This is a genomic window from Actinocorallia herbida, assembly GCF_003751225.1.
Taxonomy (GTDB): domain Bacteria; phylum Actinomycetota; class Actinomycetes; order Streptosporangiales; family Streptosporangiaceae; genus Actinocorallia; species Actinocorallia herbida.
Map to the genome: position 1 here is coordinate 9,431,171 of NZ_RJKE01000001.1, position 14,689 is coordinate 9,445,859.

General features: G+C 71.1%; 13 protein-coding genes. 10 read left to right on the forward strand and 3 right to left on the reverse strand.

Going from position 1 to position 14,689, the window contains the following annotated elements; translation table 11 throughout:
- Positions 1–70 precede the first annotated feature (70 nt).
- On the forward strand, positions 71–1,645 hold the full coding sequence (locus EDD29_RS43000; RefSeq protein ID WP_123669872.1) for an acyl-CoA synthetase: 1,575 nt from the start codon (positions 71–73) through the stop codon (positions 1,643–1,645).
- Here the strand turns inward: EDD29_RS43000 and EDD29_RS43005 are convergent.
- Positions 1,612–2,871 (reverse strand): glycosyltransferase family 4 protein, encoded by a 1,260-nt coding sequence (locus tag EDD29_RS43005; RefSeq protein ID WP_246053315.1) that lies wholly within the window; start codon positions 2,869–2,871, stop codon positions 1,612–1,614. The genes EDD29_RS43000 and EDD29_RS43005 overlap by 34 nt on opposite strands.
- Before the next feature lie 128 nt (positions 2,872–2,999).
- On the opposite strand from EDD29_RS43005, the gene EDD29_RS43010 reads away from it, so the two are divergent.
- Genes EDD29_RS43010 through EDD29_RS43020 form a run of 3 tightly spaced genes read left to right on the forward strand, consistent with a single transcriptional unit; the run spans position 3,000 to position 5,646 of the window.
- Positions 3,000–3,713 carry a PIG-L deacetylase family protein gene (locus tag EDD29_RS43010; RefSeq protein ID WP_123669874.1) on the forward strand — a complete coding sequence of 238 codons (714 nt, stop codon included), beginning with the start codon at positions 3,000–3,002 and terminating at the stop codon, positions 3,711–3,713.
- Complete coding sequence (locus EDD29_RS43015) at positions 3,710–4,714, forward strand: lysylphosphatidylglycerol synthase transmembrane domain-containing protein (RefSeq protein ID WP_246053316.1); 1,005 nt, start codon at positions 3,710–3,712, stop codon at positions 4,712–4,714. Before EDD29_RS43010 ends, EDD29_RS43015 begins: the two co-directional genes overlap by 4 nt.
- Complete coding sequence (locus EDD29_RS43020; protein ID WP_281281007.1) at positions 4,675–5,646, forward strand: serine/threonine-protein kinase; 972 nt, start codon at positions 4,675–4,677, stop codon at positions 5,644–5,646. The genes EDD29_RS43015 and EDD29_RS43020 overlap by 40 nt, the downstream gene beginning before the upstream one ends.
- A 94-nt stretch (positions 5,647–5,740) precedes the next feature.
- Here the strand turns inward: EDD29_RS43020 and EDD29_RS43025 are convergent, their stop codons facing one another.
- The gene (locus tag EDD29_RS43025) at positions 5,741–6,547 is read right to left on the reverse strand and encodes a GntR family transcriptional regulator (RefSeq protein WP_123669876.1); all 807 of its coding nucleotides are present in this window, start codon (positions 6,545–6,547) and stop codon (positions 5,741–5,743) included.
- A 143-nt stretch (positions 6,548–6,690) separates the two neighbouring features.
- On the opposite strand from EDD29_RS43025, the gene EDD29_RS43030 reads away from it, so the two are divergent.
- From EDD29_RS43030 to EDD29_RS43050, 5 genes are all read left to right on the forward strand, one after another.
- Positions 6,691–7,386 (forward strand): hypothetical protein, encoded by a 696-nt coding sequence (locus EDD29_RS43030; RefSeq protein WP_148086293.1) that lies wholly within the window; start codon positions 6,691–6,693, stop codon positions 7,384–7,386.
- 22 nt (positions 7,387–7,408) lie between these two features.
- Positions 7,409–8,236, forward strand: coding sequence for a patatin-like phospholipase family protein (locus EDD29_RS43035; protein WP_123669878.1), 828 nt, complete (start codon positions 7,409–7,411; stop codon positions 8,234–8,236).
- Positions 8,237–8,250: 14 nt separating this feature from the next.
- Complete coding sequence (locus EDD29_RS43040; RefSeq protein ID WP_123669879.1) at positions 8,251–10,746, forward strand: DEAD/DEAH box helicase; 2,496 nt, start codon at positions 8,251–8,253, stop codon at positions 10,744–10,746.
- A 77-nt stretch (positions 10,747–10,823) separates the two neighbouring features.
- A complete protein-coding gene (locus EDD29_RS43045; RefSeq protein WP_123669880.1) occupies positions 10,824–11,666 on the forward strand; it encodes a Scr1 family TA system antitoxin-like transcriptional regulator in 843 nt (280 codons plus the stop codon).
- Between the two features lie 57 nt (positions 11,667–11,723).
- On the forward strand, positions 11,724–12,209 hold the full coding sequence (locus EDD29_RS43050) for an ATP-binding protein (RefSeq protein WP_123669881.1): 486 nt from the start codon (positions 11,724–11,726) through the stop codon (positions 12,207–12,209).
- A gap of 50 nt (positions 12,210–12,259) precedes the next feature.
- Here EDD29_RS43050 and EDD29_RS43055 read toward each other — a convergent pair whose 3' ends face one another.
- Positions 12,260–13,258: a hypothetical protein gene (locus EDD29_RS43055; RefSeq protein ID WP_148086294.1), complete on the reverse strand. Its 999-nt coding sequence runs from the start codon at positions 13,256–13,258 to the stop codon at positions 12,260–12,262.
- Positions 13,259–13,771: 513 nt separating this feature from the next.
- Between EDD29_RS43055 and EDD29_RS43060 the strand changes: the two genes are divergently transcribed.
- Entirely contained in the window at positions 13,772–14,656 is an 885-nt protein-coding gene (locus EDD29_RS43060; protein WP_123669883.1) for a helix-turn-helix domain-containing protein, read from the forward strand.
- The last annotated feature ends 33 nt before the right edge of the window (positions 14,657–14,689 follow it).

A 14,689-nucleotide genomic window follows, 5' to 3' on the forward strand; every position in this document is an offset into this window, starting at 1 on the left:
TATTGCCGGTTAACCCAATCGAAACGAGGATGGCCGCACGTCTCGCGCGATCACCCCCGGGAGGAGACCCATGTCCACGTACAACCTGGCTGATCTTCTAGAGCTGCTGGCGAAAGCCGCGGCACCCGACCGGGAGGCCCTGGTGGCCGGAGACGTCCGGCTCACCTACGGGGGGCTGAACGCCCGCGCGTCCAAGATCGCCCACCACCTCGCCGCCCAGGGCGTGGGTCCCGGCGACCACGTCGCGATCCTTTCGTGGAACCGGGCCGAGTGGCTGGAGACCTTCTTCGGCGCCTTCAAGATCCGCGCGGTGCCGATCCCGGTGAACTACCGGTACGTCGCGGGCGAACTGCACCACGTGCTCACCGACTCCCGGTCCGTCGCGGTCGTCGGGGAGCGCTCGCTGCTGGCCCGGCTCGACCGCGCCCAGCTCCCGCTGCTGCGGCACGTGGTGGTGCTGGAGGACGGCGGCGACCAGGAGATCCCCGACGCCGTCGGCTACGAGGAGGCCCTGGCCGCGCAGTCCGGAGACGACGACTTTCCCGCGCGCTCCAACGACGACCGCTACATCATCTACACCGGCGGAACCACCGGCTACCCCAAGGGCGTCGAGTGGCGGTCGGAGGACATCTTCTTCGGCGCGATGGGCGGCGGGAACTCCCTCGGCGACCCGATCGGCACGCCCGAGGAGATCCAGGAGCGCGTGGCGGCGCCCGGCGCGACGGTGCTCAACTGCGCCCCCGTCATGCACGGCGCGGGCCAGTGGGTGGCGATGATGTCGCTGCTCAGCGGCAACCGGCTCGTCCTGCTGAACGACCACTCCTTCGACCCGGCGAAGGTGCTGGGCATCGTCAAGGACGAGGGCGCCAACGTGCTCATGATCGTCGGCGACGTCATGGGCAGGCCGCTCGCCGCCGAGCTCGACAAGGGCGGCCACGACATCTCCAGCCTCCTCGCCATCGGCTCCGGCGGCGCCCCCCTCACCGACGTGGCCAAGGCGGCCCTCGGCCAGCACCTCGCGACCGGCATGTTCCTCGACAACTACGGCGCCTCCGAGACCGGCGCCTGCGGCCCCGCCGTCGCAGGCAAGGAGGGCACCGCGCGCTTCATGATGAAGGAGGGCATCACCGTCCTCGACGACGACCTCAAGCCGGTCAAGCCCGGCGAGATCGGCAAGCTCGCGCGCACCGGCCACATCCCGCTCGGCTACTACAACGACCCGGCCAAGACCGCCACCACGTTCTTCACCGACGAGAACGGCGTGCGCTGGTCGGTGCCGGGCGACTTCGCCAGCCTGGAGCAGGACGGCTCGGTCGTCCTGCTCGGCAGGGGCTCCCTGGTGATCAACACCGGCGGCGAGAAGGTCTACCCCGAAGAGGTCGAGGTCGCCGTCAAGGAGCACCCGGGCGTCTACGACGTCGTCGTGGTGGGCGTGCCCGACGAGCGCTTCGGCCAGCGCGTCGCCGCGGTCGTGGCGGTCTCGCCGGGCCACGAGGGCCTGACCCTCGAGGAGATCGTGGCGCACTGCCGCGACCGGATCGCCGGCTACAAGATGCCGCGCCAGCTCCAGATCGTCGGTGAGGTGCAGCGGACCGCGGTCGGCAAGTCCGACTACAAGTGGGCGCGGTCGGTGCTCGGCGTCTGAGGCCCCCGTCCGCCGGGCGCCGGCGGGCCCTCGCCGTCCTCGGGGCGGCCGGTCCGCGGGACGCCCGGCGGAACGACCTCGTCCAGGTCCGGCTCCTGCGGCCCCGGTACCCGCGCGTCCTCGGGACGGTCCGCCGGAACCGCGCTGTGGGCCGCGTAGTCCTGCTCCGGCATCCGCGCGTGCTCGGGGCGGTTCGTGGGCGCGGCGGCTCTGCGGCTCTCGTAGAGCGCGTCGAACGCCGCGAGGACCGCGGGCCAGGTGCAGCGCTCGGGCACCGTGGCGCCGTTGTGCGCGGCGATGCGGTGCCGCAGCTCGTGGTCGGTGGTGAGCCGGATCAGCGCCTCGGTCAGCTCCTTGACCGACCCGGCGAGCAGCCCCTCGCGCTCGGGCGCGACGAAGTCGGCGACGCCCGAGCCCGCGTGCGCGATGACGGGCACCCCCGCGAGCCGCGCCTCCAGGGCCGCGAGCCCGAAGGACTCACGCCGGGCGGGCGCCACGAACACGTCGGCGGAGGCGAGCACCTCGCGCACCTCCGACCGGTCGAGCCGGCCGGTGACCCGCACCCAGTGCGCCATACGGTGCTCGCGCAGGAAGCGTCGGACCCCGCGCGCGGCGGGGCCGTCGCCTACGATCGTCGCCCGGATCGGAACGCGCCTGCCCGCCTCGCGCAGCACCTTGAGCAGCGTGAACGGCTCCTTGCGCGGGGCGAGCCTGCCGACCGCGACCACGTGCACGGCGCCGGTCGGCAGCCACGGCCGGATCGCCCGCCACGGCGCGGTGTCGATGCCGTTCGGGACCACCCGCACGTCGGCGCCCAGCGCGCGGCGGATCGGCCGGGCGGCCGCCTCGCTGACCGCGGTGACCGCCACGTCGGGGCCGATGAGCCGCCGGTAGGCGAGCCCCGTGGGCCGTCCCCACAGGCTGTGCACGGTGACGACGGCGGGCACGTCCCGGCACGTCGCCAGGGCCCGCCACGCGAACGGCGACACGACGCCCGCGTGGATGTGCAGCACGTCGGGCTTCAGCTCCTCCAGGACCGGCCGCAGCGAACCGCCGACGGGCAGGCCCCACGGGACCCGGGGACCTACCCGCAGCAGGCCCGCGAAGTCCGGTCCGGGGGTCGCGGTCACCACCGCCACCTCGTGCCCGTCCGCGCGCTGCGCCGCCGCCAGTTCGTCCACCTGGACCTCGATCCCGCCGAGCCGAGGCAGGAAGCAGTCGCTCACATGGAGAATCCTCACCTTCGTGAGTTTCGGGAGCGCGCGCGCCGGAACCGGTCTGCGGCGTCCGCTCTGACCCAGACTTGACCCCGGCACGGCCTGATCTTCACAAGGCGCAGGGCAGATTCCGCTTCATGCGCACCTGCGTCTTCTTCCACGCCCATCCCGACGACGAGGCGCTGCTGACCGCGGGCCTCATGGCGAGGCTCGCGGCGGAAGGCAACCGGGTCGTCCTCGTGGTCGCGACCGCGGGGGAGCTGGGCCGTTCAGGGCTGCGCACCCGCGCGCTAGGCCCGCTGCGGCTGCGCGAGCTCGAAGAGTCCGCGCGCATCCTCGGCTGCGCCCGGGTCGTCCCGCTCGGCTACCCCGACTCGGGCCTCGACGGCTGCGCGCCCGGCGGGTTCGCCACGCGCCCGGTCGAGGAGCCCGCCGCGATGCTCGCGCGCATCCTCGCGGAGGAGGACGCCGACCTGCTGACGGTCTACGACGAACGGGGCGGCTACGGCCATCCCGACCATGTGCAGGTGCACCGCGTGGGGGTGGCCGCCGCGCGCGCCGCGGGCACCCCCGTGGTGCTGGAGGCGACGGTGGACCGGGACCGGCTGTGGCGGTGGTTGCGCCCGCTGGCAGCGCTGTTCCCGCTGGACGGCTGGAGGCAGGCATACACACCCGGCTCAATGATCAGCCATCGCGTCGACGTCCGCCGCTTCGCCGCCGCGAAGCGCGCCGCGATGGCCGCGCACGCCAGCCAAGGTACCGGCGGCCCTCGCCTCCTGGCCGTGCTGTGCAGGCTGCCAGGGCCGCTGTTCAGGCTGGCGCTCGGCACCGAGTACTACGTGCGGCGGTGAGAAGGCTCGTCCTGTCGGCGGCCTCGCTGGCCCTCGCGGTCGGGCTGATCGCGGTGATGCCCCGGCTCGTCGGCGCCGACTGGACGGCCATCGCGGCGGGCCTCGGCGCGCTCGGCCCGGGCCAGGCCGCCCTGCTCGTGGTGCTGTGGCTCGCCGGGCTCGGCCTGTACACGTTCGTCCTGACGGGTTCGCTGCCGGGCCTGCGGCACGGGCAGGCGTTCCAGCTCAACGCGGCGGGCAGCGCGGTCAGCAACCTGCTCCCGTTCGGCGGGGCGGCCGGGGTCGCCGCGACCTTCGCGATGGCCGGGAGCTGGGGGTTCCCGGCCGCGTCCGTGGCGGTCTCGACGCTGGTCAGCGGGGTCTGGAACGTCTTCGGCAGGCTGCTGCTGCCCGCGGTCGGCATCGCCGCCCTGCTGGCCATCGGCGAGGCGCCCAACCGCGAGCTGGGCGCCGCTGCAGCGTCGGCGGGCGCGCTGCTCGCCGGGTGCGCGGTGCTCCTCGGTGTCGCGCTGCGGTTCGAGGGGGTCGCGCGCTGGGTCGACGCCCGGCTGCGCGCGCTCGCCGACCACGTCCCGCACCGCGCGGCGGCCCTGCTGCGCGGCCTCGGCGCGTCCCTGCTGCGGATCCGCGCCGAGACCCTCGACGTGCTGCGCACCGGCTGGAAGACCCTCACCTTCGGCATGACGGGATACCTCCTGCTCCAAGGCGTGCTGTTCTACGCGTGCCTGTGGGCGGTCGGGCAGCCGCCGCGGCTCGCCGAGACCGTCGCGGCCTTCGCGCTCAACCGGGTGCTGACGAGCGTGGTGCTCACCCCCGGCGGGACCGGTGTCTCGGAGACCGGGACCGCCGCGGTGCTCGTGCACTTCGGGCTCGACGCGTCCGCGGCGGCCACCGCCGTGCTGCTGTACAGCTTCTTCACGTATGTCGTGGAAATCCCGCTCGGCGGCCTCGTCTGGGCCTGGTGGCTGTCGCGACGCGGCCGAAAACTGCCCGAGTCTTGAAGATCACCCGACCATTCCATCCTCGCAAAACGGGCAAGAGCAGAAGACAGAGAGCGTGCTGGACGTGCGAGACGGGGGTCGGACCAATTCTTGTCGCGGGGCGTTACCGGCTGCTTGAAGAGCGAGGCCGTGGAGGCATGGGCGTAGTGTGGCGCGCCCACGATGAAGTCCTCGACCGGGTGGTCGCGGTCAAAGAGATACTGCTCCCCTTGGGGGCGGACACCGAGCGGCGGCGTGAGTTGTGCCGCTCGCTCACCCGGGAGGCGCGGTCGATGGCGCGGCTCAGCCATGCCGGCACGGCGGCGGTGCACGACGTGCTCGTCGCCGGCGGTCGGCCATGGCTGGTCATGGAGTTCGTCGACGCGCCCAACCTGCAACAGGTCATCGACGAGGAGGGCCCGCTGGATCCGGCCCGGGCCGCCGAGATCGGCCGTCAGCTGTGCGCGGTGCTGCGCGCGGCGCACGCGGCCGGACTCCTGCACCGGGACGTCAAACCGAGCAATGTGCTGGTGTGCCCCGACGGACGCGTGGTCCTCACCGACTTCGGGCTCGCCATCCACACCGAGGACACCGACCTGAAAGTCCTCGAGGGCTCCCCGGCATACGTGTCGCCGGAACAGGCGCGCAACGACAGACTCACGGAGGCTTCAGACCTGTGGTCCCTGGGCGTCACGCTCTACACCGCCGTAGACGGGCGTCCGCCTTACCGACGTGCCGGGGCGCTCGCGTCGATGCTCGCCGTCCTGGTGGACGAGCACACGCCGCCGCGCAACGCGGGCCCGCTGCGTCCGGTCATCGACGGCCTGCTCCGCAAGGACCCGGCCGACCGGCTCACCGCCGCGGAGACCGCGCGGATGCTGGAGAAGCTCGGGCACCCCGGGCCGCGCCTGCTGGACCTGCTCCGCCCGGTCCGCGCCGCGGCCAGAGCCTAAGGAGAACACGGACTCCGCTGAGCCCCCCGCCGTCACCGGCGGGGGGCTCAGCGCGCTGTGTCGGCCACGGCCGATCGAAGACGCGATGAGCCGTTCAGCTCCGCTCCTTCGAGGGCGGGGGGCTCATCGCGTCTTCGGGGACGATCCCCTCATTGATGAGGAAGCGGTTGCGGTCGGCGGGGTAGGCGGTGACGGTGAGGCGGATGCGGCGGCCGTCGATGCTGAACGCGGTGCGGCGCTGCTCGAAGACCAGGCTGCCGGGTCCGGACAGCCGGAAGAACGCGGCCTCGTCGGGGTGGGCGGGGCGGCCGAGGACGAGGTCCTGGTAGCCGACCTGGCGGATGCCCAGGACGTCCTCGAGGTAGGCGACCGGGCCTTGGTCGATGTCGACCGCCTGGAGCAGCAGCGCGGCCCCGGCCTCGACCAGCGTCATCGGGTAGTGCGAGGACTGCCGCGACCACGGCCGCCCGTCGATGAACCGCTCCTGATGCCGGCTGACGATCGGGGTGCCCGGCTCGACGCCGAGGCCGCGGGCGATGTACGGGGTCGCCATCTGGAGTTCGACCTTGATCGGCCCGTTGCGGGCCAGCCGCTGCTGGAGGCTCGCCTCCGACATGTACGCGGCGCCCTCGCCGCCGCCGAAGCCCGTCCTGGGGTTCTCGGTCAGCGTGGTGACGAACGGGTCGATCTTCTCGGTGACGAACGTGCCGCGGCCGGGCTGGGCGGTGACCATGCCGCGCTGGATCAGGGGCTGGAGGGCCTGGCGGACCGTGTTGCGGCCGGCGCCGAACTCCTCCATGAGGTCCTGTTCGGTCGGGAGCTGGGCGCCGGGCGCCAGCTCACCGGACTCGATGCGGCTGCGCAGCGTCTCGGAGATGTCGCGCCAGAGCGGCCCGGACATGGATTCGTTCCTCCTCGGAGTCGCTTTGTCGAACTCAATCCAAACATCCCAACCATTGGGATGGAGCCGATCGCCGGTTTGTTGCGTCTTATCCACGTTCTGGGGGCAACACCTGAGAAGCAGAACCAGGGGATGGCTGGGTAATGAAGCGGTCTCACCAAACTAGACGAGGGAATTCTCCGACCACCTGCACCGACGGCGCCCGGGGTGGCCGGGTCCGTCCGGAGGGCGGCCTGCACGCGCTGCTCGCCTTCGACATCTGCGCCTTCGGGGACCTGGCGCGGAGTCACGAGGACATGCTCTACCTGCGCGACACCATGTACACGCTGGTCGAACAGGCGTTCGACCAGGGCAGGCTGCCGTGGGTGCAGAGCCACCGGGAGGACCGCGGCGACGGCATCCTCATGGCCCTGCCCGCCGGGCTGCCCACCGTCAAGCTGATCGACCCGCTGGTCGGCCACCTGCACAAGCTCCTGGCCGACCACAACCGGCGCGCGGCCGAGGCGTCCCGCCTGCGGATGCGCATGTCCGTCGACGCCGGGCACGTCATCCACGACGGGCGGGGTCTCGTCGGCCGGGCCGCCAACCAGCTGCACCGCGCCCTCGACGCGCCCGACTTCAAGAAGGAACTGGCCGCCACCACCGCCGACCTCGGCGTGATCGTCTCGGCCTTCGTCTTCGGCGAGGTGGTCTCCGGACTCCGCTTCGCCGACCGCTACCGGCCGGTCTCCATCGAGGTCAAGGAGACCAACACCCGGGCCTGGGCGTGCTTCCCCGAGGGGTCGTTCGCGCCCGGAATGGGTGCTCTGCCGCACGACCCCGCCTGGATCGACGCGTGACCTCTGCGCGACACTGGGGGGCATGAGCAGAGCACTGGTCCTGGCCGGCGGCGGCATCGCCGGCATCGGATGGGAGGCGGGCCTGGTCACGGGCCTGCGCGCGGCGGGGGTCGACCTCGGGGAGGCCGACCTCATCGTCGGCACCTCCGCGGGTTCCGTCGTCGGCACCATGGTCGCCCAGGGCGTCGATCTCGCCACCGAGATCGCCGCGGTGGCCGAGGCCGAAGCCGAGGCCGCGGAGGCCGAGGCCATCGACATGGAGAAGGTCATGCAGGCCTTCGCCCTCATGTACGGCGATCCCGACCTCGACCCGCAGGAGGCGCGGCGCCGCGTCGGCGAGCTCGCGCTGACCGTCACCGGGGACGGGGCGCGGCTCGCCCAGATCGGCGAGCGGCTGTCCAGCCACGAGTGGCCCGCGCGGGATCTGCGGATCACCGCCTGTGACACCGCGGACGGCGCCTTCCAGATCTGGACGGGGGCGTCCGGGGTGCCGCTGCCCCTGGCCGTCGCGTCGAGCTGCGCGGTCCCGGCGGTCTTCCCGCCCGTGGTGATCAACGGCCGCCGTTACATGGACGGAGGGGTCCGCTCGGTCAGCAACGCCGACCTCGCCGCGGGCCATGACCAGATCGTCATCGTCGAGCCCATGGCGCACATGACGCCGAGGCCCGTGCTGGCCAGGGAGATCGCCGCGCTGGGCGACGCCAAGATCGCGACGATCGGACCGAACCGGACGGCGATCGAGCTGTTCGGCGTGGACATCCTCGACGGCCGTCTCTGGGTGCCCGCCTTCGAGGCCGGAAGGGCGCAGGCGGCCGAGGTCGCCGAGGAGGTCGGCGCGGTCTGGGGATGACCCATCATGGAAGGGTGAACCTCCACGACCTGCTTCCCGAAGACGGCGATCCCGACAAGGCGTTCGAGGCGTTCGCCGGGTGGACCGAGCAGCGCGGCCTGAGCCTCTATCCGGCTCAGGAGGAGGCCCTGATGGAGCTGGTCACCGGCGCCAACGTGATCTTGGCGACGCCGACCGGATCCGGCAAGTCCCTCGTCGCGGCCGGGGCCCACTTCGCCTCGCTCGCCCGCGACGAGTGCAGCTTCTACACCGCGCCGATCAAGGCGCTGGTGTCGGAGAAGTTCTTCGACCTGGTCGAGCAGTTCGGCAGCGAGAACGTCGGCATGATGACCGGCGACGCCTCGGTCAACCCGAACGCGCCGATCATCTGCTGCACCGCCGAGGTCCTGTCGGCGATCGCGCTCCAGGAGGGCGACCGGGCCGACATCGGCCTCGTCGTGATGGACGAGTTCCACTTCTACGCCGAGCCCGATCGCGGTGTCGCCTGGCAGATCCCGCTGCTCGAGCTGCCGCAGACCCAGTTCCTGCTCATGTCGGCGACCCTCGGCGACGTCGCGATGTTCGAGAAGGACCTGACCCGCCGCACCGGCCGTCCGACGGCGGTCGTGCGCTCGGCGACCCGGCCGGTCCCGCTGGAGTACGCCTACAAGCTCACGCCTCTGCACGAGACGATCGAGCACCTCCTGATGGAGAAGAAGGCCCCGGTCTACGTCGTCCACTTCACCCAGGCGGCGGCGATCGAGCGGGCGCAGTCGCTGATGAGCGTCAACGTCTGCACCAAGGAGGAGAAGGCCGAGATCGGCAAGCTGATCGGCCGGTTCCGCTTCACCACTTCGTTCGGCAAGACCCTGGAGCGCCTGGTCAGGCACGGGATCGGCGTGCACCACGCGGGCATGCTGCCCAAGTACCGGCGGCTGGTCGAGCGGCTCGCGCAGGCCGGGCTGCTGAAGATCATCTGCGGTACGGACACCCTCGGCGTCGGCGTCAACGTGCCGATCCGCACCGTGCTGTTCACCGCGCTGTCCAAGTACGACGGCCGCAGGGTGCGCCGGCTGCGCGCTCGTGAGTTCCACCAGATCGCCGGGCGGGCCGGGCGGGCCGGCTTCGACACCGTCGGCTACGTCGTGTGCCAGGCGCCGGACCACATCGTGGAGAACCACAAGGCCGTGCTCAAGGCGGGCGACGACACCAAGAAGCTGCGCAAGCTGGTGCGCAAGAAGCCGCCGGAGGGCTTCGTCTCCTGGGACGAGGAGACCTTCACCCGCCTCCAGACCGCGGAGCCCGAACCGCTCACCTCTCGGTTCGAGGTCAGCCACACCATGCTGCTGTCGGTGATCAACCGGCCGGGCAACGCGTTCCAGGCGATGAAGAAGCTCCTCACCGACAACCACGAGGACCGCGCCGCGCAGCGCCGCCACATCTCCCGCGCCATCGCCATCTACCGGTCGCTGCGCGCGGGCGGGATCGTCGAGGAGCTCACCGTCCCCGACGCCGACGGCCGCTGGGTGCGCATCACCGTCGACCTTCAGGAGGACTTCGCGCTCAACCAGCCGCTGTCCACCTTCGCGCTCGCCTCGCTCGAACTGCTCGACAAGGAGGCGCCCGCGTACGCGCTCGACGTCGTCTCCGTCATCGAGGCCACCCTCGACGACCCGCGCCAGATCCTCGCCGCCCAGCTCAACAAGGCCAAGGGCGAGGCGGTCGCGGAGATGAAGATGAACGGCATCGAGTACGAGGAGCGCATGGAGCTGCTGGAGGAGGTCGACTACCCCAAGCCCCTGGAAGACCTCCTCGACGGCGCCTTCGAGATCTACGCGCGCGGCAACCCGTGGGTCGCCGACCACCCGCTCCGGCCGAAGTCCGTCGTGCGGGACCTGTCCGAACGGCTGATGACCTTCTCCCAGTACGTGCACCACTACGAGCTGGCCCGCAGCGAGGGCATCGTGCTGCGGTACCTGGCCGGGGCCTACAAGGCGCTCGCCCAGACCGTGCCGGACGCGGCGAAGACCGAGGAGCTCCAGGACCTCATCGAGTGGCTGGGCGAACTCGTCAGGCAGGTCGACAGCAGCCTCCTCGACGAGTGGGAGCAGCTCGCCAACCCCACGCTCGACGCCGAGCAGCCGCTGGAGGAGAAGACCAACGCGGTCACCGCGAACCCGCGCGCGTTCCGCGTGCTGGTGCGCAACGCGGCGTTCCGTCACCTCCAGCTCGCCGCCCGCCGTTCCTACCGCGAGCTGGAGGGTCTCGGCACCGGCTGGGACCACGCCGACTGGGAGGACGCCGTCGAGGAGTACTTCGACGAGCACGACGAGCTCCCGACCGGCGCCGACGCGCGCGGCCCCGCGTTCCTCAAGATCACCGAGGAGGCCGGCGTCTGGCACGTCCGCCAGATCGTCGCCGACCCCGCGGGCCACCACGACTGGGCGCTCACCGCCGACGTGGACCTCGCCGCCTCCGACGAGACGGGCACCGCGGTCCTGCACGTCAAGGACTTCGCGCGGCTCGACTGACGGGCGTGCACGGGTTTCTCGCTACGGGTCGGAAACAGCCGGGGACAAAGAGAAACAACCGGCGTACCGTCGGGAACATGCCGACGACCAAGGAGCGCGCGGACGAGGCATCGAAGATCCTCGCCTCGCAGTTGAGGCAGCTGCTGACCCAGTCGCCCCACACGGTGACGTCACTCGCCGCGGAGGTGGGCTGGGTCAAGTCGAAGGTCTCCAAGATCCAGAACTGCCGTCAGACGCCTACGGAAGAGGACATCCGGGTCTGGTGCCAGGCGACCGGCAACCCCGACCAGATCCCCGAGCTGATCGCCGCGGTCCGCAACCTGGACGGCCTGTACATCCAGTGGCGGCGGATGGAGCAGGGCGGGCTGCGGACCGTGCAGAGCTCGTTCCACGGCCTGTACGAGGACACCCGCGAGTTCCGCATCTTCCAGCACGCGCCGATCCCGTCGCTGCTCCAGACCCGCGACTACACCACCGCCCATCTGACCGCGATCATGCGGTTCCGGCAGATCCCCGACGACGTCGCCGACGCCACCCGGGAGCGGCAGTCCCACCAGCGCCACCTCGGCGACGGCACGAAGACGTTCTCGTTCATCGTCTCCGAGGCCGCCCTGCACGCGCCGATGCTGCCGCCCGCCGGCATGCGCGCCCAGCTCGGCCGGCTGCTGGCGTTCACCGACGGGCGGTCGGCCAACGTGGTGCTCGGCGTGCTGCCGCTGCGCGCGCCGCGGGCGGTATGGCCGTGGGAGGGCTTCTGGATCTATGACGCACGCGAGGTTCGTCCCGATCTGGTCGCCGGACAGATCCGGAACCGCCAGCCGAGCGACGTACAGGCGTATTTGGGAACGTTCGAACGGCTTGCCCAGGCGTCCGCTTACGGCCGTGAGGCGCGTGCGCTCATCGAGGCGGCGATGCCGTGAAGAAACGATGAGAAACCGGCTGGACCGGCTGTGCCACCGCTCCTTACCTTGTGAGCCATGACCTTCGACGAAGGACTCGTGACCGCCCCGCCGGGTGCGGCTGAGCGTACCTTCTTCACCGAGGCCGCCCGGGTGGCCGAGGCCCGGTCGTGGGTCCGGCGCACCCTGCCCGACGCGTGCGGGGCGCGGGACGACTACCTCGTCGTGGTCTCCGAACTGCTGGGCAACTGCGTGGTGCACGGCCTGCCCGGCGACGCCACCCTCACCGTGGGCCATGTCGCGGGCTTCCTCACCGGCAGGCTCGTGCACCGCATGCCGCCGTCCGGCCACGTCGGTTTCACCCAGGGGACCGTCACCGAGATGCGCCGCCTCGCCGATCCGGCGGCCGATCCGGGCTTCGGAGATCTGGACTTCGACGAGCTGGCCGAAAGCGGCCGGGGCCTTCCCCTGGTCGTCATGCTGTGCGAGGGCTCCGTCGTGGTCGAGGAACATCCCGACCAAACCGTCACACGTTGGACGGTCCCCGGGTGCGCCTGCCCTTGAGTAGGCGCGGCGGGCCGGCGCCGCCGGAGGACGGCGCCGGCCCCGTCCGGCTACAGGAAGGCGACCCACCCGGTCGCGCGGGTCTCCTTCACCTGGAAGCGCACGGGGTAGAACGCGCAGAAGGACGGCAGCGGGCGGACCGCGGTGTCGTACACGAACCGCGAGACGATGACGCCGACGGCGCCGCCGCTCTCGGCGAGCCGCCGCTTCAGGACGCGCGCGTCCAGGAGGCGGGCCGTGCCGTTGATCTCGCCGCCGACCAGGCCCTGGGCGTCGGCGACGACGGGCCCCACGTTCAGCGCGGCCCGGACCGTGAGCCGTCCGCCGGGGAGCGCGTCGAGGTTGTGCCGGTGGACGATCTCGGCGAGGTCCGCCAGCGGCCGCAGCAGCAGCCGGGTCGGGATGTGCGGCGGGACGACGACGAGGGCGCCGTCTCCCCTGTCCTCCACATGGCAGTCCGCCCACGGCATCCCGGCCCGCTCGAACCCGGCCCGCAACCCCCGGTAGATGACGTCGCGCAGGTCCAGCCGGTCGATGTCGGTGCGGCACCCCTGGTTGAACCCGGTGATGTCGATCATGAGGATGGAGCAGTTCTGCCCCGTGAAGACGCCGGGACCGGGCGAGGAGACGGTGACGACGGAGCCCCGCAGCACCGGTTCGGGGCTCGCGGCCGGGACCAGGTCGCGCACCCGCGGGCGCACGAACGCCCGGATGCCGTCCTCCCGTGGGACCGCGGGCCAGTTCGCCGCGAGGCGGCTCCAGAGCGCGGCGGCGTCCTGTTCCGGCCACGGCAGCCGCCGCAGCCGTCGCAGGAGCGCCGAGAGCGGGGCGTCGCGCCGGGGCGGCGCGTTTCCGTCCGTCAGGGTCGGCGAGCCGGGCAGACGGCGCAGGAGCGCGGAGGCCGGCTCTCCGGGGAGGGCCGCCGAAGCGACGGGATAGGCGGCCCGGACATGTGCCGGAAACCTCTCGTGAGATTTTCCGGCACTGGTCGGGGTCGTGTGCCCGCGCGTAGACTGGATGTGCTCGGAAGGGTCGATTGCGCAGGTCAAGTCGGAAGGCTGGCTCATGTGAGTTCCCGTTCGAGTACTGCGGATGAATGGATCGCCCCGCCCTTCGGCGCGCATCTCGGTTTGGCGACAGGGAATGCGCTGGAAGGGTGGGGCGGTCGGCTTCGGGGCGACGATATGTGCTCCCTCGGCTGCACAGTGCTCCGGGAGAGCCGGGACGGGTTCTGATCCGATACGGGTGGAGTGTCGTTCTCGTTACGACGTGTGCGGGGCGTTCGGTGGTTCCGTCGGTGGCTGCGGTAAGTGAGATGATCTTGGTTCGGGGCTGCCATGGCATCATCTGCTAGGTTGCATCGTGGAAGTCATCATACCGTGATGAATCAGATCGTAACCAGATTAGGCAGCGGTTTGACGCCGCCGTTGATGGTGGCTGTGCAAGGATCCTGAGAACGTATGTCAACCACCTCGTACCAATGACGGTCCGGGGGTGTGGGATGGCGATGTGCTACCTGGCATTTCGCTATCCATCGCAATTACGGAGGGTGATCGGTCTTCATGCCCAGTGGACAGGGCCCGGTGGTGGAGAGTGCGCTGCTCAGAGAAGAGCTCGTGCGGTCGCGGAAAGACGCCGGATACACGCAGGAGCAGGTGGCGGTGGCCCTGGAGTGGCATCCGTCGAAGCTGATCCGGATCGAAGGCGGCAAAACCGGCATCACCCGCGTTGATCTGACCGCCCTGCTCGTCCATTACGGAGTGGCGTCGGAGTCCAAACAGGAGCGCCTGCAGGAACTGGCGCGCGGCGCGCGATCCCAGGGCTGGTGGACCGGGTACCGGGGGATGCTGGGAGACCAGTACCTGACCTTCGTGGGATACGAGTCGGGCGCGTCGTACCTCCGCAACTACCACTCCGCGGTCTTTCCCGGCCTGCTCCAGCTTCCGGACTACGCCGAGGTCCTCCAGCCCGACGCGGGCTCCGAGCCGGGCGTCGCCCTGAACAGCCCGGGCGTCCGGCTGAAGCTCGACCGCCAGCGGCATCTCGCCGAGCGCGCGGATCAGCCGCGGTGCCACTACATCGTCGACGAGGCGGTGCTCCGGCGGCAGATCGGCGTCAACCGCGACCCCGGCGTGCAGCAGCGGCAGATCCGGCACGCGGTCGAGCGCGCGAACACTGATCCGCGCATCACCTTCCAGGTCGTGCCGTTCAGCGCCGGCTACCACCCCGGCCTGCGCGTCCTGGGGTTCAACCTGCTGGAGTTCGACGGTCCGCTCGACGACGTGCTCTACATCGAAGGCCCCAAGGGCGCCAGCCAGCTCGCCTCCGACCCCGACTTCGTCAATGACTACCGCGGCTTCTATGCCGAGATCATTGACGAGGCCCTGCCGCCGGAGAAGTCCCTGGAACTGATGCTGGAGGTGGCCGCCGAGCTCGACGAGACATAGCGGTATTTCTCTCGACATCCTGTGGAAGATTCT

Coding starts and splice junctions, on each gene's coding strand:
- EDD29_RS43050 (WP_123669881.1), top strand. CDS start 11,724: ATGACCTTCGACGAAGGACTCGTGACCGCCCCGCCGGGTGCGGCTGAG.
- EDD29_RS43060 (WP_123669883.1), top strand. CDS start 13,772: ATGCCCAGTGGACAGGGCCCGGTGGTGGAGAGTGCGCTGCTCAGAGAA.
- EDD29_RS43010 (WP_123669874.1), top strand. CDS start 3,000: ATGCGCACCTGCGTCTTCTTCCACGCCCATCCCGACGACGAGGCGCTG.
- EDD29_RS43000 (WP_123669872.1), top strand. CDS start 71: ATGTCCACGTACAACCTGGCTGATCTTCTAGAGCTGCTGGCGAAAGCC.
- EDD29_RS43025 (WP_123669876.1), bottom strand. CDS start 6,547: ATGTCCGGGCCGCTCTGGCGCGACATCTCCGAGACGCTGCGCAGCCGC.
- EDD29_RS43035 (WP_123669878.1), top strand. CDS start 7,409: ATGAGCAGAGCACTGGTCCTGGCCGGCGGCGGCATCGCCGGCATCGGA.
- EDD29_RS43045 (WP_123669880.1), top strand. CDS start 10,824: ATGCCGACGACCAAGGAGCGCGCGGACGAGGCATCGAAGATCCTCGCC.
- EDD29_RS43030 (WP_148086293.1), top strand. CDS start 6,691: ATGAAGCGGTCTCACCAAACTAGACGAGGGAATTCTCCGACCACCTGC.